Origin of the sequence: Sphingomonas metalli (assembly GCF_014641735.1) — a bacterium.
Lineage (GTDB): Bacteria > Pseudomonadota > Alphaproteobacteria > Sphingomonadales > Sphingomonadaceae > Sphingomonas > Sphingomonas metalli.
In genome coordinates this window covers 392512-414861 of record NZ_BMIH01000003.1, presented here as the reverse complement: position 1 = coordinate 414861, position 22350 = coordinate 392512, and the positions used below count along the sequence as shown (strand labels likewise).

The window sequence follows — 22350 nt, the reverse complement described above, 5'->3', positions numbered from 1 at the left end:
TCATTGATCGGGAGCACATTATGATCGCGCGCTGGACGACACTGGCCACGGGGTTGATGCTGGCGGCATGTTCGGCCGGGTCGGACACGGCCGAACGGATGAACGGGAACGGCGTGTCGCTGCGCAACCTTGCCGATACGGAGGTGGCGCGCGACGCGGCGGAGCGGGACTTCCGCCTTCAGGGCGACCTGATCCCGACGCCCTCGGACACGCGCTCGCGCTACTTCCTGTTGCGCGAGCGCAAGGCGCTCGGCGGTACGATCATCGCGATCCTGCGGCAGGAGCAGGGCAGCCGCGTCGCCTATGCCCGGGCCGAGGTCGATTGCGGCAAGCGCCTGTTCCACGTCCTCGGCGTCGGCCCGTCGCGCGCCTCGGCGGAGGTCGCGATCGCGCATGACGGGCCGCTCCGTCCGATCGCCGGCCTGCCGCTGCGCGAGGAGCTCGCCGGCTATGTCTGCGAGCGCTCGGGCACCCCGCTCGCGGCGGCGTAGCGGGTCTTCAGCACGTGCCAGGCGGCGCGCAGGCCGAAGGCGTCGCCGCCCTTCGACCGGCCCGGCTTGGCGGCCGGCCGCCAGGCGAAGACGTCGAGATGCGCCCAGGCGGTCTTCTCGGGCACGAAACGGCGCAGGAACAGCGCGGCGGTGATCGCGCCGGCGAAACCGCCATCGGGCGCGTTGACCAGATCGGCGATGTCCGACTTGAGCATCTCGTCATAGCCGTCCCACAGCGGTAGCCGCCACAGCGGATCGTGCAGGGCCTCGCCGGCCGCGAGCAGCTCGGCCGCGAGCGCGGCATCGTCGGTGAACAGGGGCGGCAGATCCGGGCCCAGCGCGACCCGTGCGGCCCCGGTCAGTGTCGCGAAGTCGAGGATCAGCTCGGGCTTCTCCTCGCCCGCCCGGGTCAGCGCGTCGCCCAGGATCAACCGTCCCTCGGCATCGGTGTTGGTGTTCTCGACCGTCAGGCCCTTGCGGCTGCGCAGCACGTCGCCGGGGCGGAAGGCGTCGCCGGAAATGGCATTCTCGACCGCCGGGATCAGCAGGTGGAGGCGCACCGGCAGCTTCGCGCCCATGACCAGCTCGGCCAGCGCCAGCGCATGCGCCGCGCCGCCCATGTCCTTCTTCATCAGCCGCATCCCGCTCGACGGCTTGATGTCGAGCCCGCCCGTGTCGAAGCAGACGCCCTTGCCGATGATCGCGACGGCCGGATCGGTCGGCGCGCCCCAGCGCAGCTCGATCAGCCGCGGCGCCCGCTCGCGTGTCGCGGCACGGCCGACCGCATGGATCATCGGATAGCCCTGTTCCAGCTCGTCGCCGCGCCGCACCGTCACCGCGGCGCCATGCCGCCGGGCCAGTGCCTCCGCCGCCGCCTCCAGCTCCGCCGGCCCAAGATCCTGGGTCGGCGTATTCACCAGATCGCGCACCTGCGCCGTCGCGCCGGCGAGCCGCAGCAGCTCCGGTATCGCGGCAGGATCGCGGATCAGCAGCACGCGGTCTCCCGCATCCTCGGCCTTGTGATAGCGGCCGAAGCGATACTGTCCGAGCAACCAGCCGAGCCCTGCCGCCGCCGGCACCTCGGCGCGATAGCTGCCTGGCGGAAGCGCCTTGGGCAGGGCGGCAAGCGCCCAGGGCGAGGTCGCATCCTCGACCGCTGCGACCACGCTCCAATCCTCGCCCTCGCCGGGGATGACGGCATGGCTACCCGCCTTGCCGGCGAAGCGCTGTGCCGACAGGATCGCGCGGATCCGCGCCGGCTGCGTTCCCAGCCAGCTCTCATATCCCGCCGGCGCGACGATGGTGATGACATGGGCGGGCTGGCCGCGATCGGGCTGCAGAAGGGCGTCGAAACGGTTCATCCCGTCATCGAAGCAGATGGTATGCCGTCATGCAATCGCACGGCCTCGCGGAACCAGCCCGGCACGGCTTGGTTCGTTAGCGTACCGGGAGCTCAGGGCGCGTCATGATCGCGCGTGGAATTGGAGAAAATCGCATGTTGTGGACGATCGTCGTCATCCTGGTGATCCTGTGGCTGCTAGGCTTCTCGCTGCACGTGGCGGGCGGGCTGATCCACATCCTGCTGATCGTCGCGCTGGTCGTCGGCCTGATCCAGCTGTTCACCGGCCGCCGGGTCTAGCGCCTAGCGGGGAGCGACGGGCGCGCCGTACAGGTTGTGCTCGTCGGCATCCTCGATCACGACCGGCACGATGTCGCCCACCGCCAGGTGTCCGGCGTCGCGTAGGAAGACCTCGCCGTCGATCTCGGGTGCGTCCGCCGTCGAACGCCCTGTCGCGCCGCCCTCGTCATCCACGGCATCGACGATCACATCGAGCGTCCGGCCGACCTTCGCCGCCAGCCGCGCGGCCGAGATGGCAGCGGTCTTCTCCATGATGCGCGCATAGCGCTCTTCCTTCACCGCCTCCGGCACGGGGTCGGGCAGGAGGTTGGCCGCCGCGCCCTCGACCGGTTCGAAGCGGAAGGCACCGACCCGGTCGAGCTGCGCCTCGTCCAGCCAGTCGAGCAGATACTGGAAATCCTCCTCGGTCTCGCCGGGAAAGCCGACCACGAAGGTCGACCGGATCGCGAGATCCGGGCAGATGTCGCGCCACGCCTTGATGCGGCCCAGCACCTTGGCGTCGTTGGCCGGGCGCTTCATCCGGCGCAGCACCGCAGGCGCAGCATGCTGGAACGGTATGTCGAGATAGGGCAGCACCAGCCCCTCCGCCATCAGCGGGATGACCTGATCGACATGCGGGTAGGGATAGACATAGTGCAGCCGCACCCAGGGCGCGATCCGCCCCAGCTCGCGCGCCAGGTCCGTCATGTGCGCCCGCACCTCGCCGCCGCCCTTCAGCGGCCAGCTCGCATGGCGCAGGTCGAGGCCATAGGCGCTGGTGTCCTGGCTGATGACGAGCAGCTCCCGCGTCCCCGCTGCGACCAGCTTCTCCGCCTCGCGCAGGATCGCGTCGGGCCGGCGGCTGACGAGGTCGCCGCGCAGGCTGGGGATGATGCAGAAGGAGCAGCGGTGATTGCAGCCCTCCGAGATCTTCAGATAGCTGTAGTGGCGCGGCGTCAGCTTCAGCCCGGCATCGGGAATCAGGTCGATATAGGGGGACAGGTTCGCCGGCGCCGCCTCGTGCACCGCCTCGACCACCTGCTCGTACTGGTGCGCCCCGGTGATCGCGAGCACCTGCGGAAAGCGCGCCCGGATCGTCTCCGCTTCCTTGCCCATGCAGCCGGTCACGATCACCCGGCCGTTCTCGGCGATCGCCTCGCCGATCGCCTCCAGGCTCTCTTCCTTGGCGCTGTCGAGAAAGCCGCAGGTGTTGACGAGCACCACGTCGGCGCCCGCATAATCGGGCGACATCTGATAGCCATCGGCGCGCAGCTGGGTCAGGATGCGCTCGCTGTCGACGAGGTTCTTCGGACAGCCAAGCGAGACCATGCCGACGCGCGGCGGAGAGGGGATAACGGTTGCCATGGGACGGCGCGCACATAATGCGGGACGGCCGGATTTGCCAGCACCCGCGCAATCGTGCTTCGGAAGGGTCGTGATACAGGGACTTGGACGATGCTGGCGATAGGGTTGATGTCGGGAACCTCGCTCGACGGGATCGATGCGGCGCTGATCGACACCGATGGCGAGACGCGGGTGCGCCCGCTCGCCTTTCGCGGCGAGGCCTATACCGACGCCGCGCGCGAGACGCTGATGGAGGCGACACGCGTCGCGCTCACCTATGACCGGCCCCGCCTGGGCCGCCCGATCGCGGAGGCCGCGGATCTGGTCGTACGCACCCATGCCATGGCGGTGCTCAAGCTGATGCGCGAGGCGGGGGTGAAGCCGGGCGATGTCAGCGTCGTCGGCTTTCACGGGCAGACGGTGGCGCATCGCCCCGATCGCGGCTGGACCTGGCAGATCGGCGACGGCGCCGCGCTGGCGGCCGCCTGCGGCATCACCACCGTCTCCGACTTCCGCAGCGCCGATGTCGCGGCGGGCGGCCAGGGCGCGCCGCTGCTGCCGGTCTATCATGCCGCGCTCACCGCCGGTCTCGAGCGTCCGGTTGCCGTTCTCAACCTCGGCGGCGTCGCCAATGTCACGCTGATCGATGCGGACGGCGCGCTCACCGCCTTCGATACCGGCCCGGCCAACGGCCTGATCGACAATTGGGTCGAGGAGACGAGCGGCGCGCGCTTCGACGCCGGCGGAGCGCTGGCGGGGGCAGGGCGCGTCGATCAGGCGGTGCTCACCGCCATGCTCGATCATCCCTTCTTCGATGCGCCGCCGCCCAAGTCGCTCGATCGCAGCGACTTCACCGTCCAGCCGGTGCGCGGGCTGGACACCGCCGACGGCGCCGCCACGCTGACCGCCTTCACCGCGCAGTCGGTCGCGCTGGCGCTGCAACAGCTGCCGCGGCGGCCGGGCCGGCTGATCGTGGCGGGCGGCGGGCGGCACAATCCGGTCATGCTCCGGATGATCGCCGAAGCGACCGGGATCACGCCCGAGCCGGCCGATGCGCTCGGCTGGAACGGCGATGCCATGGAGGCCGAAGGCTTTGCTTATATGGCCGTGAGAACATTGCAGAATTTGCCGATCAGCTTTCCCGGTACCACCGGCGTGCCGGCGCCGACGATCGGCGGTGTCGTCCACCGCGTCTGACACCCGGCCCGCCGTGCATCCCGACGGCGCCGGTTGCGTTAACCTTAAACTGACGATTGTGGTGCGATACTGATATGAGATGGACGAACCGGGGAGGGCCGTCGCGTTGGAATCCGATCTGCGTTACTACGCCCGCAGGCTGAGCATGGAACGCGCCGCGGCGGAACGCGCCGTGACGGCGGAGGCTCGCGAGCGTCGGATGCGGCTGGTCGAAAGCTACCAGCGAAAGCTCGCCGCGCTCGGCGGCTGAGCCGTCACCGCTTCCGCGTCAACTCCCGCATCGCCGCGTCGAGCCCCGTCAGCGTCAGCGGATACATCCGGTCGTCCAGGATCTCGCGCACCATGGCGATCGAGCGGGTATAGCCCCAATGCTCGGGCGGCAGCGGGTTGAGCCAGGCCGCGGCGGGATAGGTCGACACCAGCCGGTGCAGCCACACCGCGCCCGCCTCCTCGTTCAGATGCTCGACCGAGCCGCCGGGCTGGCTGATCTCATAGGGGCTCATCGAGGCGTCGCCGACGAATACCAGCTTGTGGTCGTGGCCGTAGCGGTGGAGCACGTCCCAGGTCGCCGTGCGCTCCTGGAAGCGGCGGCGATTGTCCTTCCACACGCCTTCGTAGACGCAATTGTGAAAGTAGAAGAATTCGAGGTGCCGGAACTCGCTGGTCGCGGCGCTGAACAGTTCCTCGCACAGCGTCACGAACGGATCCATCGATCCGCCGACATCGAGGAAGAGCAGCAGCTTGACGGCATTCCGTCGTTCGGGCCGCAGATGCACGTCGAGCCAGCCCTGCCGCGCGGTGCCGGCGATCGTCGCGTCGAGGTCCAGTTCCTCCGCCGCCCCCTCGCGCGCGAAGCGGCGCAGCCGGCGCAGCGCCACCTTGATGTTGCGCGTCCCCAGCGCGCGCGTCGCGTTGAGGTTGCGGAACTCGCGTCGCTCCCACACCTTCACCGCCCGGCCATGCTGGCCCTCGCCGCCGATTTGCACGCCCTCCGGATTGTAGCCGCCATGGCCGAAGGGGCTGGTGCCGCCGGTGCCGATCCATTTCGACCCGCCCTCGTGCCGCTCGCGCTGCTCGGCCAGCCGTTCGCGCAGGGCCTCCATGATCGCGTCCCACGATCCCAGTGCCTCGACGGCCGCCATCTCCTCGGGCGACAGATGGCGCTCCGCCACCGCGCGCAGCCAGTCGGCCGGGATTTTGCCCTCCGGCCCGTCGCCGGCCGCCATCAGGCCGCGAAAGCTGCGGGCGAAGACCTGGTCGAACCGGTCGATCAGCCCCTCGTCCTTCACATAGGTGGCGCGGGCGAGATGGTAGAAGTCCTCGGGCGTCCGCTCGATCACCTCTGCGTCCAGCGCTTCGAGCAGCACCAGATGCTCCTTCAGCCCGGCGGGAATACCGGCCGCACGCAGGGCGTCGAGGAAGGCGAGGAACATGGCACGGACGCTTGCATGCCGAAGCGGGCCGTCACAAGCCCCCGGCGAAAGGCATTACCGCGTCGGCCCCGCTCCGGCATAGGCGTCGATCAGCGCCCCCACATAGTCGGGCTGCGCGGCGCTCAGCACGGGCGCGGCCTTGCCCGGACCGTAGATGAAGCCCGACACCGGGTAGACGCCGCCGCCCAGTCCCTCGGCATCGCGGTACCAGACCTTCACCGCCGACCAGTCGTTGTCCGCCGACACGTCGACCAGCGTCACATCCTGTTCGGTGTGGCCGCGCTCACCGTTCTGGCGCGACCAGTTGGCATGGGTCAGCATCAGCACGCGCGCCTCGACGACACGGCTGACGACGCCGACATGGCCGAGCGGCAGGCGCGGCGTCTTCTGGAAGACGATGACCGATCCGACCCTCGGCGCATGGCCGCGCGCATAGTGGCCCGCCGCCTGCGTCCACCAGGTCCACGCATCGCCGAAGATCCGGATGCCGGACACGGCGCGGGCGAACGGCACGCACTCGCCGACATAGTCGAGCAGCGAGGCTCCCCGCCCGATCTGCGGCACGCCGATCAGCGCCAGCGCAGGCGCGAGGCGCAGGATGCAGCGGAGCGGGCGCAGGGGAAGGCGCATGGCCAGTACAGGTGCACGGTCATCCGTCAACGCCGGGTTAACGACCCTTCCGCCTGCCGCTCAACCCCTTTCCCGCCGCGCCATGAAGGCGCGCCGCTCGAACAGCGTGACGTCCTGCTCGTTCTTCAGGAGCGCGCCGTGCAGCGGCGGGATCGCCTTCGCCGGATCGCGCGACTGGAGGATGTCGAGCGGCATGTCCTCGTGCAGCAGCAGCTTCAGCCAGTCGATCAGTTCGGAGGTCGACGGCTTCTTCTTCAGTCCCTGCACCTCGCGTACCTGGTAGAAGATGTCGAGCGCGCGGCTGACCAGAAGCGTCTGGATGCCGGGAAAATGCACGTCGACGATCGCGCGCATCGTGTCGCGATCGGGAAACCGGATATAGTGGAAGAAGCAGCGGCGCAGAAAGGCGTCCGGCAGATCCTTCTCGTTGTTCGAGGTGACGACGACGATCGGCCGCTCGGCGGCGCGCACCGTCTCGCCGGTCTCGTAGACGTGGAATTCCATGCGATCGAGTTCGTGGAGCAGGTCGTTGGGGAACTCCAGATCGGCCTTGTCGATCTCGTCGATCAGCAGCACCGGCGGTGTGGGGTGGACGAACGCCTCCCACAGCTTGCCGCGGCGGATGTAGTTGGCGATGTCGTTGACGCGCGGATCGCCCAGCTGGCCGTCGCGCAGCCGCGCCACCGCGTCATATTCGTACAGGCCCTGGGCGGCGCGCGTCGTCGACTTGACCGTCCATTCGATCAGCGGCGCGCCGAGCGACTGGGCGATCTCATGCGCCAGCACCGTCTTGCCGGTGCCCGGCTCCCCCTTGACCAGCAGCGGTCGACGCAGCCGGACCGCGGCATTGACCGCGACCCGCAGGTCGTCGGTCGCGACATAGGTGTCGGTGCTCTCGAAACGCTTCATCCCGCCGGTCTGGCCGAGCGGGCGCCGCGGCGCAAGCCGGCCGTCAGCCGCGATCGCGGGCGGATGCACGCGCCGCGAGCAGGTCCCACAGTCCCCGGTTCTGCGCGAGCAGCTGGCGCGCGCCGAACACCAGCGCGCGTTCGAGCAGCGGCGTGCCGCCCAGCATCGCCATGGCCGTGCCGGTCACGCCGTCGCTCGGCAGCGCCGGATCGGCCAGCTCGATCCCGCAATGGCGGGCCGCGGCCTGCATCACCGCGCGCGCCGCATGCCAGTCGGCGACCAGCGCCGCCGCCGCGCCGGTGGCGCATCCGCTCCGGTCGGAACGCGCCAGCATCGACAGCGCATGGCGGATGCCGGCCAGGGCCGCTTCGCTTTCCGCCTGGCCCGGCGTGGAGGGCAGGGGGCCGACCGCCGCCGTCAGCTGCACCAGCGCCGCCCGCTCCCCGGCGAACCCGCCGCTCGCAACGGTCAGCCAGCCGCAGGCGTCGGGCTGGGCGCAATGCTCGTTCGCCTCTTCGATCATGTCGGGGTGGCGACCATGGACAATGCACAGCGCGTGCACGGCATCGGCCAGATCGCGACCGGCCGCGCGGCCGCCCAGCAGCCGCGCGACATGCGGATGCGCATGGCAGCCTTCGGTCGCGACCAGCGCGGCGAGCGTGCCCGCGGCGTCGGGCGGCGATCTGTCGAGTGCAGTGTCCACGTCGTCCTGTTCCCGGCCGTTCGAATGGTTCCCCGGCCGTCATTGGCGGACATCCATCGCGCCCCGGACTATACGAAGGGCGTAAAGACAGGGTTTACGCGGCATTTACGGCTCGAAGGCCGCTTCGCGGCGGTTCGGCGCTTGATGCGACCGGGCCCGCCCGCGATAACGCCCCCATCGATGCGGAGAGTTTGCGGGAATGCGTGCATGGTTGCTTGGACTTGCCTTGGCCTCGATCAGCGGCGCAGCGATGGCTGCTGACCAGGAGACGCCGCCGGTCCGCCAGGAGGTGCCCGCCATGCCCGCTGCGCCGGTCGAGCCCGAACAGCCCGCAACGCTGTCCATCGCCCGCGTCTTCGCCAGCCCCGACCTGTCCGGCACCCAGCCGCGCGCGGTGCGCCTTTCGCCCGACGGCAAGCTCGTGACGCTGTTGCGGGGCCGGGCCGAGGATCGCGAGCGCTTCGATCTCTGGGCGATCGACACGGCCAGCGGCGCGGCGCGGATGCTGGTCGATTCGGCGGCGGTCGGGACGGGGGCCGAACTCTCCGAGGCGGAGAAGATGCAGCGCGAGCGCAGCCGGATCGGCGGCTCGCGCGGGATCGTCGCCTATGACTGGGCGCCCGACGGCCGGCACCTGCTCGTGCCGCTCGACGGGGACCTCTATCTCGCGGCGCTCGACGGCACGGTGCGCAAGGTCACGCAGGGCGCGGGCGGCGCGCTCAACCCCGAGCTGTCGCCGCGCGGCACCTGGCTCAGTTTCGTCCGCGACCAGAACCTCTACGTGCAGCCGGTCGCCGGTGCCGGAGAGGCGCGTCCGCTCACCAAGGGCGAGGGCGGCACCGTCCACTGGGGCGAGGCGGAGTTCGTGGCGCAGGAGGAGATGGATCGCCGCACCGGCTATTGGTGGAGCCCCGACGAGCGTTTCGTCGCGGTCGAGCGGTTCGACGAGGCGCCGGTGAAGATCGCCGTCCGTGCCGCGATCGGCGCATCGGGCACCCGCATCTACGAGCAGCGCTACCCGGCGGCGGGCACCCCGAACGCGCTGGTCGAACTTCACGTCCTGAAGGCCGATGGCAGCGGCGGGGTGAAGGTCAATCTGGGGGCGGAGCCCGACATCTATCTCGCGCGGGTCGACTGGACGCCGGACGGCACCGCACTCCTCGTCCAGCGCCAGTCTCGCGACCAGAAGCGGCTCGACATGCTCCGTGTCGACCCGGCGACGGGCCGCGCGGTGACCCTGTTCAGCGAGAAGGCCGGCGAGAAGAGCTGGCTCAACCTGTCCGATGCCTATCGTGTCATGGCCGACGGCAGCCTGATCTGGCGGTCCGAGCGGTCGGGCTTCGGCCAGCTCTGGCGCTTCGCCAACGGCAAGTGGACCCAGCTGACCAAGGGCGAGTGGGTCGTCACCGGGCTAATCGGCGTCGACGAGAAGCGCGGCCGCATCTTCTTCACCGCCAACAAGGACGATGTGCTCGAACAGCATGTCTACGCGGTCGACATCGCCAAGCCGAACGCCATCACCCGCCTGACCGAGCCGGGCTATACCAATGCCGCGACGATGGATGGCTCTGCGACGCGGCTGATCGTCACCCGGTCGAGCCCCGTCCAGCCGAGCCAGACCTATCTCGCCGATGTCGAGGGGAAGCGGATCGCCTGGATCAACGAGAATGCGATCGGGCCGGACCACCCCTATTTCCCCTATCTCGCCAGCCACCGCGCGCCCGAGTTCGGCACGCTCAAGGCGGCGGACGGATCAGTGCTGCACTGGGAAATGATCACCCCGCCGCTCGAGCCGGGCCGCCGCTACCCGGTCTTCTTCCAGCATTATGGCGGGCCCGGCTCGCAGCAGGTGACGCGCGGCTGGCAGGGACCCTTGCCGCAGATGCTGGTCGATCGCGGCTGGATCGTCTTCCAGATCGACAATCGCGGCTCGCCCAACCGCGGCCGCGCCTTCGAAAACCAGATCTATCACGCGATGGGCACGGTGGAGGTCGCCGACCAGCTGGCCGGCGCGGAATATCTGAAGACGCTGCCCTTCGTCGATCCCGCCCGGATCGCCACCTATGGCTGGTCCTATGGCGGCTATATGTCGCTCAAGATGCTGGAGAAGAACCCCGGCGTCTATGCCGCGGCGGTGGCCGGTGCGCCGGTTAGCGAATGGCGGCTCTACGACACCCATTATACCGAGCGCTACATGGGCGACCCGCGCACCGATGCGGCCGCCTATGATGCTGCGAACGCGCTGGGCGAGGCGACGAAGATCCGCGATCCGCTGCTCCTGATCCACGGCATGGCGGACGATAACGTCTTCCTCGACAACTCCACCGCCTTCGCCGCGGCGATGCAGAAGGGCGCGGTGCCGTTCGAGATGATGTTCTATCCCGGCCAGACCCACCGGGTCGGCGGGCCCGGCGTGAGCGAGCATCTCTGGACGACGATCCTCGACTTTCTCGACCGGCGCGTGAGGGAGAAGGCGGCACCGGCCGCGCCCTGACCGGCGCCGCCGCCCGCCAAGCCCTGCTATCGCGCGCAACAACCAGAAAGACGGTGTACCGCGGCGCGCAATCTCGTTAAGGCCCCGCCCCCGAACAGAGCGGAGACGGGCAGATGGGTTACAGGGTGGTGGTCGCGGGCGCGACGGGCAATGTCGGGCGCGAGATGGTCAACATCCTCGCCGAGCGCCAGTTTCCCGCCGACGAGGTGGCGGTGGTGGCATCCAGCCGCAGCCAGGGCGACCTGATCGAATATGGCGAGACGGGCCGCCAGCTGAAGGTCCAGAATATCGAGCATTTCGATCCTGCCGGCTGGGACATCGCCTTGTTCGCGATCGGCAGCGAGGCGACCAGGGTCTATGCGCCCAAGTTCGCCGCCGCCGGCTGCACGGTGATTGACAACAGCTCGCTCTACCGCATGGACCCGGACGTGCCGCTGATCGTGCCGGAGGTGAACCCGGAGGCGATCGACGGATATCGCGCGAAGAACATCATCGCCAACCCGAATTGCTCGACCGCTCAGATGGTCGTCGCGCTCAAGCCGCTGCACGACGCCGCCACCATCAAGCGCGTCGTCGTTGCGACCTATCAGTCGGTCTCCGGCGCCGGCAAGGTCGGCATGGACGAGCTGTTCGAGCAGAGCCGCAACATCTTCGTCGGCGATCCGGCCGAGGCGAAGAAGTTCACCAAGCAGATCGCCTTCAACGTCATCCCCCACATCGACAGCTTCCTCGACGACGGCTCGACGAAGGAGGAGTGGAAGATGGTGGTCGAGACCAAGAAGATCCTCGACCCGAAGATCAGGCTGACCGCCACCTGCGTGCGCGTGCCGGTGTTCGTCGGCCATTCGGAAGCGCTCAACATCGAGTTCGAGAACGAGATCTCCGCCGAAGAGGCGCGCCGAATCCTGCGCGAGGCGCCGGGGATCATGCTCGTCGACAAGCAGGAGGACGGCGGCTACGTCACCCCGATCGAGGCGGCCGGCGACGACGCCACCTATATCAGCCGCGTCCGCGAGGATCCGACGGTCGAGAACGGCCTGTCGCTCTGGTGCGTCAGCGACAATCTCCGCAAGGGCGCGGCGCTCAACGCCGTCCAGATCGCCGAACTGCTCGGCCGCCGGCATCTGAAGAAGGATTGAGTGCCGGTTTGGCGGCCTGCTAGCAATATGCTAGCGGGTCGCCATGGGACAGGTTCTGATCCGCAACATCGATGACGAGACGGTCGCTGCCTATAAGGAGGCCGCTGCCGCGCATGGCCGCTCTCTGGAAGCGGAGCTGCGCGATCTGCTGCTCCGCTTCCGCCCGCTCGTCGGCGCGCGGCGCGAGCAGGCGGAGCAACGGCTTGCCGCGATCCGCGCAATGACCCGCCCCGTCCGTCAAACCCCCGGCGAGGACGTGGTCCGCGCCGCCCGCGACGGCGATCGCGGCGCTTGAGCTGGATCATCGACGCCAGCGTCGCCCTGAAATGGGTGGTGGAGGAAGAAGGGTCTGACGTGGCGGTTACGCTGCTAGCGGGTCCGATCGTCGCACCCGATCTGGTGCGCACCGAACTGGCCAATGCACTTTGGAGTAAGACCCGGCGGGGCGAGATCGAGGCTCTGCACGCACAGGCCGGGCTGGCGGAGGTCGAGGCCATTCTGCCGGTCGTCCCGACCACTGCGCTGACCGGCCGCGCCCTGCAGATCGCGCTCCAGCTTCGACATCCGGTCTATGACTGCATCTATCTCGCGCTGGCGGAGGCTCTGGACATGCGGCTGGTCACCGCCGACCGGCGGCTGTCGGCGGCCTGCCAGGAAAGCCCGTTTGCCGGGCGCATAGCGGTGCTGACAGACCTTCAATAGCCCATATACCGCCCCGGCCGGTGCCAGGCGATCAGGATCAGGCTGATCGCCGCCGCGCTGAGATAGGACCAGCCGAGTGCCGTGGCGCCGATCACCGGGGCGGCGGCGCCGACGATGACGATATCGAGCGCGATCTGGACCATGCCGGCGTTCCACCCGCGCGTCCGTTGCAGCCAGAGCGTAACGACGCCCGTACCGCCGACCCCGGCCTGATGCCGGGCGAGCGCCAATATGCCCATGCCGATCACCGTGCCGCCTACGATCGCCGCGAAAAAGGGGTGGATCGCCGATACCGTCAGCGATCCCCTGGCCCAGGTCGAGAAACCGGCGATCCCCACATTGACCAGCACCGTCTTGATCGCGAACCGCCGCCCCATCGCCCAGTTGGCGAAGGCGAAGAAGGGCAGGTTGACCAGCGTGAACAGTACGCCCGCGGGCAGCGGCACGACATAGGAGAGGAGCAGCGCCACCCCCGCGATCCCGCCGGTGACCAGCCCTGCGGCCTTCAGGAAGACGAGGCCGATGACGAGCAGCGTGCAACCGATCATCAGCGCATAGCCATCCTCGATCACGCTGTGCGGCCGGCCGCGGGCCGCGCTGTCTTCGTGCTGCATCACCGGTTCCCTGTTCCAGGCCCGGCATCCCCTCCTCGTCGCTGCCCCGCCTTTTCCGCAGCGCGGCAGGATCGTCAATGCCGCCCCCTAGCGAAGGGCACCCATGTTGGTTACATGGCCCGCCACTTGCTCCCTCTGCAGGATTCGGCAGCTCCCATGGACATCCGCCTCGGCCTTACCTTCGACGACGTGCTGCTGGTGCCGGCGGCCTCCTCGGTCCTGCCGAGCGCGGCGGACACGCGGACGCGGGTGACGCGCGGGATCGCGCTCAACATCCCGATCATGTCGGCGGCGATGGATACGGTGACCGAGGCGGACATGGCGATCGTCATGGCGCAGCTGGGCGGGATGGGCGTGCTCCACCGCAACCTGTCGATCGAGGAACAGGTCGCCGCGGTCCGGCAGGTCAAGCGGTTCGAGAGCGGCATGGTCGTCAATCCGATCACCATCGCCCCCACCGCTACGCTGGGCCAGGCGCAGGCGCTGATGGCGCAGCACCGGATCAGCGGCATTCCCGTCACCGAGGCGGACGGCAAGCTCGTCGGCATCCTCACCAACCGCGACGTCCGCTTCGCCGAGAACCCCAATCAGCCGGTCGCCGAGCTGATGACGCGCGACAATCTCGCCACCGTCTCGACCGGCGTCGGGCAGGAAGAGGCGCGGCGGCTGCTCCACCAGCGCCGCATCGAGAAGCTGCTGGTGGTGGACGATGCCTATCGCTGCGTCGGCCTCATCACGGTCAAGGACATCGAAAAGGCGGTCATGTATCCGGAGGCGACCAAGGACGCCGCCGGTCGCCTGCGCGTCGCCGCCGCCACCACGGTCGGCGACAAGGGCTTCGCCCGCACCGAGGCGCTGGTCGATGCCGAATGCGACCTGATCGTGATCGACACCGCGCATGGCCATAACAGCGACGTCGCCCGCGCGGTCGAGCGGGTGAAGAAGCTCTCGAACGAGGTCCAGGTCGTCGCCGGCAACGTCGCGACCGCAGAGGCGACCCGTGCGCTGATCGATGCGGGCGCCGACGGGATCAAGGTCGGCATCGGCCCCGGCTCGATCTGCACCACCCGCGTCGTTGCCGGCGTCGGCGTGCCGCAGCTGACCGCGGTGATGGACTGCGCCGAGGAGGGGCTGAAGGCCGGCGTGCCGGTGATCGCCGATGGCGGCCTGCGCACCTCGGGTGATCTCGCCAAGGCGCTGGCGGCGGGCGCCTCGACCTGCATGGTCGGCTCGCTGCTGGCGGGCACCGAGGAAGCGCCGGGCGAGACGTTCCTCTACCAGGGCCGCGCCTACAAATCGTACCGCGGCATGGGCTCGGTCGGCGCGATGGGCCGCGGCTCGGCCGATCGCTACTTCCAGGGCGATATCAAGGACCAGATGAAGCTGGTGCCCGAGGGGATCGAGGGGCAGGTCGCCTTCAAGGGGCCGGCGCGCGACGTGATCCACCAGCTCGTCGGCGGCATCAAGGCGGCGATGGGCTATACCGGCGCGGCGACGCTGCGCGACCTCAACGAGCGGGCGCAGTTCGTCCAGATCACCGGCGCGGGGCTGAAGGAAAGCCACGTCCACGACGTCACGATCACCCGCGAGGCGCCCAACTACCCGACCCGCTGATCGCCGGCCGGCCTGGCGATGGAGAGATAGATGACCCCCGCCGCCCGCAGTCAGGCTGCGATCGAGCTGCTCGACGCCATCATCGGCGCTGCCCGCACCGGCGGCGCGGCGGCGGACACGGTGATCCAGCGCTATTTCGCCGCGCGCCGCTATGCCGGATCCAAGGATCGGCGCGCGGTGCGCGAGCTGGTCTATGCCGCGATCCGGTCGAGCGGCGAGGTGCCGCCGAACGGCCGCGCCGCGCTGCTGGTCCTGGCCGACGCCGACCCGGTGCTCGCCGCGACCTTCGACGGATCGCCCCGCGGGCCCGCCGCGATCGCGCCCGGCGAGCCGCGCGCCGGCCGCGGCGTCGCGCCGCAATGGCTGGCGCAGGCGCTTGCCGCCTCGGGGCTGGACGCGGCGGCGCAGGCGGCGCTGGTCGAGCGCGCCCCGCTCGACGTCCGCATCAACGGCCTCAAGCCCGCGCCCGATCTGCCGGATGCGGCCCCCATCGCAGGTCTCCCCGAAGGGCGCCGTCTGCCCTCGGGCACCGTCGTCGATACGCTGCCCGCCTTTGCCGAGGGCGCGATCGAGGTGCAGGATGCCGGCAGCCAGATGGTCGGCCTCGCGCTGCCGGTGGAACTGGGCATGGCGATCGTCGATCTCTGCGCCGGCGCGGGCGGCAAGACGCTGGCGCTCGCGGCCCGCATGGGCAACCGCGGCCGGATCCTCGCCTGCGACACCGATCGCACCCGCCTGTCGCGCCTCGCTCCCCGCGCCCAACGCGCCGGCGTGTCGATCGTCGAGACGCGGCTGCTCGATCCCGGCCGCGAGGCGGCAACCCTGTCGGACTGGCAGGGCCGCGCCGATGGCGTGCTGGTCGACGCGCCCTGTTCGGGCACCGGCACGTGGCGCCGCAATCCGGAGGCGCGCTGGCGGCTGACGCCTCAGCGGCTCGCGCGGCTGGTGGCGACGCAGACGCACGTCCTCGACATCGCGGCCCCGCTGGTGCGGCCGGGCGGCAGCCTGACCTATATCGTCTGCTCGCTTCTCGATGCGGAGGGGCCGGAGCAGGTCGCCGCCTTCCTCGCCCGCCATCCCGGCTGGCGCACCGATACGCCGCCGCTGCCCGCGGGAAGCCCGCATGGCGCAGGCATCCGCCTCCATCCCGCCGCGGACGATACCGACGGATTTTTTGTCGCACGGCTGATCGCGCCATGATAGCCGTCGGGGCGTGACCCGCCCGGAGATGTTCATGCGTACCGCCTCGCTCGCCCTTGTCGCCCTGCTGGCGACGATCAGCGTCACGACGTCGCTGAAGGGCCAGCGGGCCGATGCGCCGGTCGATCCCCGCTCGATGCAGCTGCTCGCAGAGGGCCGCGCCCAGCGCGCCGCCGGCCAGCTCGACGCCGCCACTGACACGGTCGAGACCGCACTGACCGTCGATCCGCGCAACCGCGCCGCCTTCGTCACCCTGGCCGAGATCGCGCAGCAGCGTGGCCTGCCGGGCAAGGCGATTCGCCTCTATCGCGAGGCGCTGACGCTGGAGCCCGACGACCGGTCGGCCTTGCAGGGGCAGGGCGAGGCGCTGGTCGCCAAGGGCGCCCTGGACCGTGCCCGGGCGAACCTCGCCCGGCTCAAGACCCTGTGCAAGGGCGACTGCCCCGAGGCGACCCGGCTGGCCGCGGCGATCACCAAGGGACCGCCGGTGACGACCGCGCAAGTGGAGGCGGGGGCTACGGGGCAGCCGTAATCTGCCCCCGTGATCGTGCGACAAACCCCTCAATCGGCGGGCGGGATACAGCGTAAGTCCCTAGAGCTGGATGACATTCAGTTGACCCGTTCGTGCTGAGCGAAGTCGAAGCACAGGTGAGTCTCAGGCCCTTCGACTGTGCTCAGGGCGAACGGCGGGAGGTGGGTCCACCCGAAGTCATCCTGCTCTAGCGCCCACACCCGCATCCATAGCCCGCGCCAGCGCCACGAACTCCGCCACGCTCACCGTCTCGGCCCGCCGCGTCGGATCGATCCCCACCCGCTCCATCGCCTCCGCCGCGCCCGGCACGCCCTTCAAACTCTGGCGCAGCATCTTGCGCCGCTGGCCGAAGGCCGCCGCCGTCAACCGCTCCAGCACCGCGAGCCGCACCCCCTCGGGCGGGGTCGCGGGGACGATATGCACCACCGCCGACATCACCTTGGGCGGCGGGGTGAAGGCCGAGCGGTGCACCGGCATCGCGATCCGCGCGCCGCTGCGCCACTGGGCCAGTACCGCCAGCCGGCCATAGGCGTCGCTATCCGGCTGCGCGACGATCCGGTCGGCCACCTCGCGCTGGAACATCAGCGTCAGCGACCGCCACCAGGGCTGCCATTGCGCCGACAGCCAGCCGATCAGCAGCGCGGTGCCGACATTGTAGGGCAGGTTCGAGACGATGTGCGGCGCACCGGCGAACAGCGACGGCGCATCGACCTTGAGCGCATCGTCCTCGATCACCCGCAACCGGCCGGGATAGGCATCCCCCAGCTCGGCCAGAGCCGGGATGCAGCGATGGTCGCGCTCGATCGCGGTCACCCTCGCGCCCGCGGCCAGCAGCGCGCGGGTCAGGCCGCCGGGGCCGGGGCCGACCTCCAGCACCTCCGCATCGGTCAGGTCGCCGGGCACCGCCGCGATCCGGGCGAGCAGCTGCCCGTCGAACAGGAAGTTCTGGCCGAGCGCCTTGGATGCCGACAGGCCATGGCGCGCGATCACCTCGCGCAGCGGCGGCAACATGGGGGCGGTCATACCGTCGCGGCGCGGCGCGCGGCGGCCTGTCCGGCCATGACGATCGCGGCGATCATCGCACCCGGCTCCGCCAGATTACGCCCGGCGATACCGAAGGCGGTGCCATGGTCGGGTGATGTCCGCACGATCGGCAGGCCGAGCGTGATGTTGACGCCATCGTCGAAATGCAGCGTCTTGATCGGCACCAGCGCCTGATCGTGATAGCAGCACAATGCCGCGTCATAGCCGGCCCGCGCGCGGGCGTGGAACATCGTGTCGGCGGGCAGCGGCCCGGCGATGTCCATGCCCTCGGCGCGCAGGACGGCCAGCGCCGGCTCCAGCACCTCGATCTCCTCGCGCCCGATCGCGCCGCCCTCGCCGGCATGGGGGTTGAGCCCGGCCAGCACCAGCCGCGGCGCGGCGATGCCGAAATCGCGTTGCAGTCCCCGCGCCGTCGTCCGTGCCCGCGACAGGATCAGATCGACCGTCAGCAATTCCGGCACCTTCGCCAGCGGTTCGTGGATGGTCAGCGGCACGACACGCAGCCCCGGACCGGCGAGCATCATCACCGCATCCGCCGCCGCGACGCCGCAGCGTTCGGCGACGAATTCGGTCTGCCCGGGATGGGTGAAGCCGATCGCATAGAGCTCCGCCTTCGATACCGGCGCGGTCACCAGCGCCCCCGCCTCACCCGACCGCGCCAGCGCGATGCCCGCCTCCAGGCTCGCCAACGCGCAACGGGCGCCATCGACCGTGGGCACGCCGGGCGTCACCGGACCTGCCTCTGCCACAGCAAGGACCGGCAGCGCCGATGCGAAGTGCGCGGCGGCCTCGTGCGGCGCGGCGATCTCCGCGACCGGGCCGTCCCACACCTGCCGCACCGCCGCCGGATCGCCCATGGTGAAGAAACACGGCAGCGCCCGCGCGCCCCGTGCTTCCCATGCCTTGGCCACCACCTCCGGCCCGATCCCCGCCGGATCGCCGAGCGCGATCCCGAGCGGGGCGGGGGCCGGCTGCCCGGTCATGTCAGCGATATTCCACCACGGCGTCGCGCCGCAGGTCGCGCAGCTTCTGCTGGGCGCGCAGGTTCACCCGCTGCTGCTGGAGCTGGTTCTCGACCTGCTCCGACGAGGGCAGTTGCCCGCCGCGCGGATCGTCGCGCCCGCACAGCACCAGCGAACGGACGCCCTGCTCGCGCGAGCCGAAGGGCGGGGTCGCCTGTCCGACCTGAAGCTGCTGGACGATCTCGGCGAGCTGCGGCGGCAGGTCGCGGATCCGGATCGTGTCGTTGTCGACCACCTCGGCGCCGATCGTCGCGGCCACCTTCTCGACCGTGCCGCAGCCCTGGATCGTCTGGATCGCCTTGCCGAAGGCGGCGGCGCGCGCGGCGGCCTGCGCCTCGTTGGTGCCGGCCGGGAAGGCGATGGTCAGCTGCTTCAGGCTCAGCTTGGCGTCGCGCGGGTCGGCGGTCAGCACTTGCCGCTTGTCGACCAGCGCCAGGATCGAAAAGCCACCCGGCACCGCGATCGGTCCGGCGACCTGGCCGGCCTGCATCTGCTGGACCGCGCTGGCGAGCTCCGCCGGCAGCTGCGCCGCGCGCACCCAGCCCAGATCGCCCTCGACCGCGCGGGTCGACGCCTCCGAATATTGGCGCGCGAAGAAGCCGAAGGGCTGCTGCGCCTTGCGGATCTCGTCCATGATCCCGCGCGCGCGCTCCAGCACCTGTGCGGAGTTCGCATCGTTCGCCGACAGGAAGATCTCGCGGACGTTGAACTCCTCGGTGCCCTTGGCGGCTTCCAGCCGGTCGAGGATCGCCTTCACTTCCTGGTCGCCGATATTGACGAACGGCTCCACCTTGCGCCGCAGATAGCGCTGCCACGCCAGCTCGCCCTCGATCTGCCGCTTCAGCGACCGCTCTGACGAGCCGGAGTCGCGCAGGAAGGTCGCCATCTGCGCCGGCGTGCGATTGAAGTTGCGCGACACGCGGTCGTAGCTCTGGGTGATCTCGTCGCGCGTGATCGTGATGTCGGCGCTCTTCGCTTCCTGGATCTCGAGCGTCTCGTCGATCAGCTGGCGCAGGACCTGGAGCTTCAGCCGGTCGCGATCCGCCTGGCTGATCTGCCCGGCATTGTTCGCCGCCAGGATCAGCGCGACGCGCTGGTCGACATCGGTGCCGGTGATGACGTGATCGTTGACGATCGCCGTCGGCTTGCGGACATTGGGGTCGAGCTTGCCGAAGAACTCGATATTCGTCGGCAGGTCGAGCCCCGCCGCGGCGGCCCCGGCGGGCGGCGGCTCCTGCTGCGCCACCGCGCCCGCGGCCACCGCGACCAGCGCCACCGTTCCCAGCATCCGGCCGCCCAGCGCGGCCCACCCACGTGCTTGCTTCAAATCGCGTGTCCGTTCCCGTGTGCGGGGCCGCACCGGCCCCCTCGCGGCCCGCTAGCCGCCTCATGCTGAACTAGCGCTTAGCGACCGAGATTGGTCAAGGCCAGCGTCAAGAGGAAGTTGTTCCCCTGCCGCGCATCGCCGATCTGGCGATAGTCCCGCCGCCAGGTCAGGCCCAGGCGGATGCAGTCGTCTTCATATTGCACGCCCAGCCTGTGCCGGATCGGGTCGAAACCGTCCGCGACGGACAGCGGGTCTTCGTTCCGGTTGGTCAGGTCGACGATCGCCGAGCCGAAGATCGACCAGAAGCGGGCGAACTGCACCCGGCCCGCGATCCGGAGCTCCTCGCGATCGCGGAGGTCCTCCACCGTCTGGATGTTGCGGTTGAGCTTGAGATAGCCGACCAGCGCATAGGTGCTGCGCGAGCCGATCGTCGCGTCCACCTCGTTGCGCCGCACCGCCAGGCTGTCCTTGTCCAGCCGATAGCGGTGGATCACCGACACGAAGTCGCGGAAGCGCAGCTCGGTCCGCCCGACGATGTCGGAGAAGCGGTCCGACAGGCCGGTGCCGTCGGGCAGGATCAGCGGCCGTGCCGACAGGCGATAGCTCTGGCCGACCACCGTATCGAGGGTGAAGCCCGGCAGCTGGACCGCCCACTCGGCGCCATAGGTGGCGCGGCTCGAATCCTCGAACCGGTCGTAGCCGGAGAAGCGGTTGAGCGCGAACAGGTTCGTGTCGTCGAGGTCGAGCGCGCGCGAATCCTCGTTTGGGATCGACAGGTTGGCGATCTTGGGCGAGGCGACGATCTGGAAGCGCGGGGTCAGCCGCTGGGTGCCCGCGCCCAGCCGGCCGACGAAGGGCCAGCGCATGTCGAAGGCGATCGCGCCGATCGCACGGGTCTGGAAGCCTTCGGTGCCGCGATAGGCGGCGACCGCGGTCGCCAGCGTGTCGTTGGCGTTGTAGGCGTCGGCCCGCGCGAAGGCGGTCAGCGTCAGCTCCTGCCCCCAATCGGTCAGCCGGCGCAGGTCCCATTGCACGCTGGCGAAGGCGCGCTGCGTGTCCTGTCCGGCGGTGCGGGTCAGCGCCAGGCTGTTCGCCTGCACCTGCACGCGGCCGCCGAGCAGCCCCTCTTGAAAGCGATAGCGCCAGTCGATCTCAGGCAGCGCGATCGGCTGCATCCCCTGGCTGTCGTTGACCCGCAGCGTCTGCACCGCCCAGCCGGTGATTGCGAAATAGCTGTCGGTGCCGATGCGTTGCAGGCTGGCGGTGTTGCGCAAGCGGTCGTCGCGCGAGATGTCGTAGCGGCGCAGGAAGGTGCGGTCGGTCGACAGCCGCAGCGATCCGCTCGCGCTCCATTCGGGCGTGAACTGGTAGCGGGCGATCCCGTCGATATAGCCGCGGAACGCCAGCCGCGTGTCGTTGGGGTCGAGCGAATTGAGGTCGTCGCTCCGGCGGCTCTGCGTCGCATAGCCGTGCAGGCTGAACGCGCCCGTGCCGCTCAGTTGCTGATATTCCACCTCCGCCATCGGCAGCACCGCCGAATAGATGTGCGGGGTCACCGTCAGCCCGCGATTGGGGGCGAGGCGGAAATAATAGGGCAGGGCGACTTCCAGCCCGTTCACCCGGCTATAGCGCGCATCGGGCGCGAGGAAGCCGTTGTCGCTGCCCGCGCCCACATGGTGGCTGAAGCGCGGCAAGGGCAGCGTGGGCAGCCCGAACAGCTCGATCCGCCCGCCGGCATAATAGACGCGCTGGCGATCGGGCCGGTAGGTCACGCGCACCGCCGTGATCTTCCAGCTCGGCTCCTTGGGGCAACCCGCCTGCGTCTCGACCGCGCAGGCCGTATAGGCGGCGCGGTCGAGGCTGATCGTCCCGTCCTCGCGCCGCGTGCCCCTCGCCGCCGCCAGCCGGCCGCCCTGGTTGAGCACCACCAGCATATTGTCGACCACGCCGTCGCGCAGCGAGTCGGTCAGCTCGATCGAATCGCCGTAGGCGACATCGCCCTGCGGGTTGGCGACGGCGATGTTGCCGCTGGCCACGACCTTCCCGGTCTTGCGGTTCCACACCACCTTGTCGGCGCGCAGCCGCTGGTCCTGGCGCAGCATCCGCACGTCGCCGGTCGCGGTGACGATGTCGGCGTCATAGTCATATTCGAGGCTGGCGGCGCTGAACTGCACCTGATCCTCGCCGGTCGGGCGCGCGGGTTCCGCCGCGACGGGCAGGGCGGGGGCGCCGCCCCGATCCTGCAGCGTCTGCGCGGCGACGGGCATGGCGGTCAGCCAGGCGACCGCGACCGCGCCGGCCGCCGTGCGGGAAAGGATGCCGCCGCGCGGCAGACAG

22 protein-coding genes are annotated in these 22350 nt (G+C 69.9%); 11 read left to right on the top strand and 11 right to left on the bottom strand.

Going from position 1 to position 22350, the window contains the following annotated elements:
• Positions 1-20 precede the first annotated feature (20 nt).
• A complete protein-coding gene (locus IEX18_RS12225) occupies positions 21-491 on the top strand; it encodes a hypothetical protein (protein ID WP_188659039.1) in 471 nt (156 codons plus the stop codon).
• On the opposite strand, the gene IEX18_RS12220 is transcribed toward IEX18_RS12225, so the two are convergent.
• Positions 449-1852 carry a leucyl aminopeptidase family protein gene (locus IEX18_RS12220; RefSeq protein ID WP_188659038.1) on the bottom strand — a complete coding sequence of 468 codons (1404 nt, stop codon included), beginning with the start codon at positions 1850-1852 and terminating at the stop codon, positions 449-451. The genes IEX18_RS12225 and IEX18_RS12220 overlap by 43 nt on opposite strands.
• Positions 1853-1986: 134 nt before the next feature.
• Between IEX18_RS12220 and IEX18_RS12215 the strand changes: the two genes are divergently transcribed.
• Positions 1987-2130 carry a lmo0937 family membrane protein gene (locus IEX18_RS12215; protein WP_188659037.1) on the top strand — a complete coding sequence of 48 codons (144 nt, stop codon included), beginning with the start codon at positions 1987-1989 and terminating at the stop codon, positions 2128-2130.
• A gap of 3 nt (positions 2131-2133) precedes the next feature.
• Here the strand turns inward: IEX18_RS12215 and rimO are convergent, their stop codons facing one another.
• Positions 2134-3474: a 30S ribosomal protein S12 methylthiotransferase RimO gene (rimO, locus tag IEX18_RS12210; protein WP_188659036.1), complete on the bottom strand. Its 1341-nt coding sequence runs from the start codon at positions 3472-3474 to the stop codon at positions 2134-2136.
• A gap of 90 nt (positions 3475-3564) precedes the next feature.
• Here rimO and IEX18_RS12205 point away from each other — a divergent pair, with 90 nt between their 5' ends.
• Both IEX18_RS12205 and IEX18_RS12200 read left to right on the top strand, forming a co-directional pair.
• Positions 3565-4650 (top strand): anhydro-N-acetylmuramic acid kinase, encoded by a 1086-nt coding sequence (locus tag IEX18_RS12205; protein WP_188659035.1) that lies wholly within the window; start codon positions 3565-3567, stop codon positions 4648-4650.
• A 79-nt stretch (positions 4651-4729) separates the two neighbouring features.
• Complete coding sequence (locus tag IEX18_RS12200) at positions 4730-4900, top strand: hypothetical protein (RefSeq protein ID WP_188659034.1); 171 nt, start codon at positions 4730-4732, stop codon at positions 4898-4900.
• A 4-nt stretch (positions 4901-4904) separates the two neighbouring features.
• Here IEX18_RS12200 and IEX18_RS12195 read toward each other — a convergent pair whose 3' ends face one another.
• From IEX18_RS12195 to IEX18_RS12180, 4 genes are read right to left on the bottom strand one after another with little or no spacing between them, the layout of a single operon-like run.
• Positions 4905-6083 (bottom strand): vWA domain-containing protein, encoded by a 1179-nt coding sequence (locus tag IEX18_RS12195; protein ID WP_188659033.1) that lies wholly within the window; start codon positions 6081-6083, stop codon positions 4905-4907.
• Positions 6084-6137: 54 nt separating this feature from the next.
• A complete protein-coding gene (locus IEX18_RS12190) occupies positions 6138-6713 on the bottom strand; it encodes a CHAP domain-containing protein (RefSeq protein WP_188659032.1) in 576 nt (191 codons plus the stop codon).
• Between the two features lie 60 nt (positions 6714-6773).
• Positions 6774-7622 (bottom strand): AAA family ATPase, encoded by an 849-nt coding sequence (locus IEX18_RS12185; protein WP_188659031.1) that lies wholly within the window; start codon positions 7620-7622, stop codon positions 6774-6776.
• 43 nt (positions 7623-7665) lie between these two features.
• On the bottom strand, positions 7666-8325 hold the full coding sequence (locus IEX18_RS12180; RefSeq protein ID WP_188659030.1) for a DUF6975 family protein: 660 nt from the start codon (positions 8323-8325) through the stop codon (positions 7666-7668).
• A gap of 250 nt (positions 8326-8575) precedes the next feature.
• Here IEX18_RS12180 and IEX18_RS12175 point away from each other — a divergent pair, with 250 nt between their 5' ends.
• The 4 genes from IEX18_RS12175 to IEX18_RS12160 all read left to right on the top strand — a co-directional run bounded on the left by IEX18_RS12175 (position 8576) and on the right by IEX18_RS12160 (position 12660).
• Positions 8576-10819, top strand: coding sequence for a S9 family peptidase (locus IEX18_RS12175; RefSeq protein WP_229664547.1), 2244 nt, complete (start codon positions 8576-8578; stop codon positions 10817-10819).
• Positions 10820-10932: 113 nt separating this feature from the next.
• The gene (locus IEX18_RS12170) at positions 10933-11958 is read left to right on the top strand and encodes an aspartate-semialdehyde dehydrogenase (protein WP_188659028.1); all 1026 of its coding nucleotides are present in this window, start codon (positions 10933-10935) and stop codon (positions 11956-11958) included.
• A 43-nt stretch (positions 11959-12001) separates the two neighbouring features.
• Positions 12002-12253: a FitA-like ribbon-helix-helix domain-containing protein gene (locus tag IEX18_RS12165; RefSeq protein WP_188659027.1), complete on the top strand. Its 252-nt coding sequence runs from the start codon at positions 12002-12004 to the stop codon at positions 12251-12253.
• Positions 12250-12660 carry a type II toxin-antitoxin system VapC family toxin gene (locus tag IEX18_RS12160; RefSeq protein ID WP_188659026.1) on the top strand — a complete coding sequence of 137 codons (411 nt, stop codon included), beginning with the start codon at positions 12250-12252 and terminating at the stop codon, positions 12658-12660. The genes IEX18_RS12165 and IEX18_RS12160 overlap by 4 nt, the downstream gene beginning before the upstream one ends.
• Here IEX18_RS12160 and IEX18_RS12155 read toward each other — a convergent pair.
• Positions 12654-13274, bottom strand: coding sequence for a YitT family protein (locus IEX18_RS12155; protein WP_188659025.1), 621 nt, complete (start codon positions 13272-13274; stop codon positions 12654-12656). The two genes, IEX18_RS12160 and IEX18_RS12155, sit on opposite strands and share 7 nt — an antisense overlap.
• 156 nt (positions 13275-13430) lie before the next feature.
• Between IEX18_RS12155 and guaB the strand changes: the two genes are divergently transcribed.
• Genes guaB through IEX18_RS12140 form a run of 3 tightly spaced genes read left to right on the top strand, consistent with a single transcriptional unit; the run spans position 13431 to position 16620 of the window.
• Complete coding sequence (gene guaB, locus IEX18_RS12150; protein WP_188659024.1) at positions 13431-14888, top strand: IMP dehydrogenase; 1458 nt, start codon at positions 13431-13433, stop codon at positions 14886-14888.
• 30 nt (positions 14889-14918) lie between these two features.
• Entirely contained in the window at positions 14919-16088 is a 1170-nt protein-coding gene (locus IEX18_RS12145; RefSeq protein ID WP_188659023.1) for an RsmB/NOP family class I SAM-dependent RNA methyltransferase, read from the top strand.
• A gap of 34 nt (positions 16089-16122) precedes the next feature.
• The gene (locus IEX18_RS12140; RefSeq protein ID WP_188659022.1) at positions 16123-16620 is read left to right on the top strand and encodes a tetratricopeptide repeat protein; all 498 of its coding nucleotides are present in this window, start codon (positions 16123-16125) and stop codon (positions 16618-16620) included.
• Between the two features lie 177 nt (positions 16621-16797).
• Here IEX18_RS12140 and rsmA read toward each other — a convergent pair whose 3' ends face one another.
• The 4 genes from rsmA to IEX18_RS12120 form a co-directional block, all read right to left on the bottom strand.
• Positions 16798-17631, bottom strand: a complete 834-nt coding sequence (rsmA, locus tag IEX18_RS12135) for a 16S rRNA (adenine(1518)-N(6)/adenine(1519)-N(6))-dimethyltransferase RsmA (RefSeq protein ID WP_229664546.1) — start codon at positions 17629-17631, stop codon at positions 16798-16800.
• An 8-nt stretch (positions 17632-17639) separates the two neighbouring features.
• A complete protein-coding gene (pdxA, locus tag IEX18_RS12130) occupies positions 17640-18647 on the bottom strand; it encodes a 4-hydroxythreonine-4-phosphate dehydrogenase PdxA (RefSeq protein WP_188659020.1) in 1008 nt (335 codons plus the stop codon).
• 1 nt (position 18648) lies between these two features.
• Positions 18649-19974, bottom strand: coding sequence for a peptidylprolyl isomerase (locus tag IEX18_RS12125; protein WP_188659427.1), 1326 nt, complete (start codon positions 19972-19974; stop codon positions 18649-18651).
• Between the two features lie 116 nt (positions 19975-20090).
• The gene (locus IEX18_RS12120; protein ID WP_188659426.1) at positions 20091-22280 is read right to left on the bottom strand and encodes an LPS-assembly protein LptD; all 2190 of its coding nucleotides are present in this window, start codon (positions 22278-22280) and stop codon (positions 20091-20093) included.
• Positions 22281-22350 lie beyond the last annotated feature (70 nt).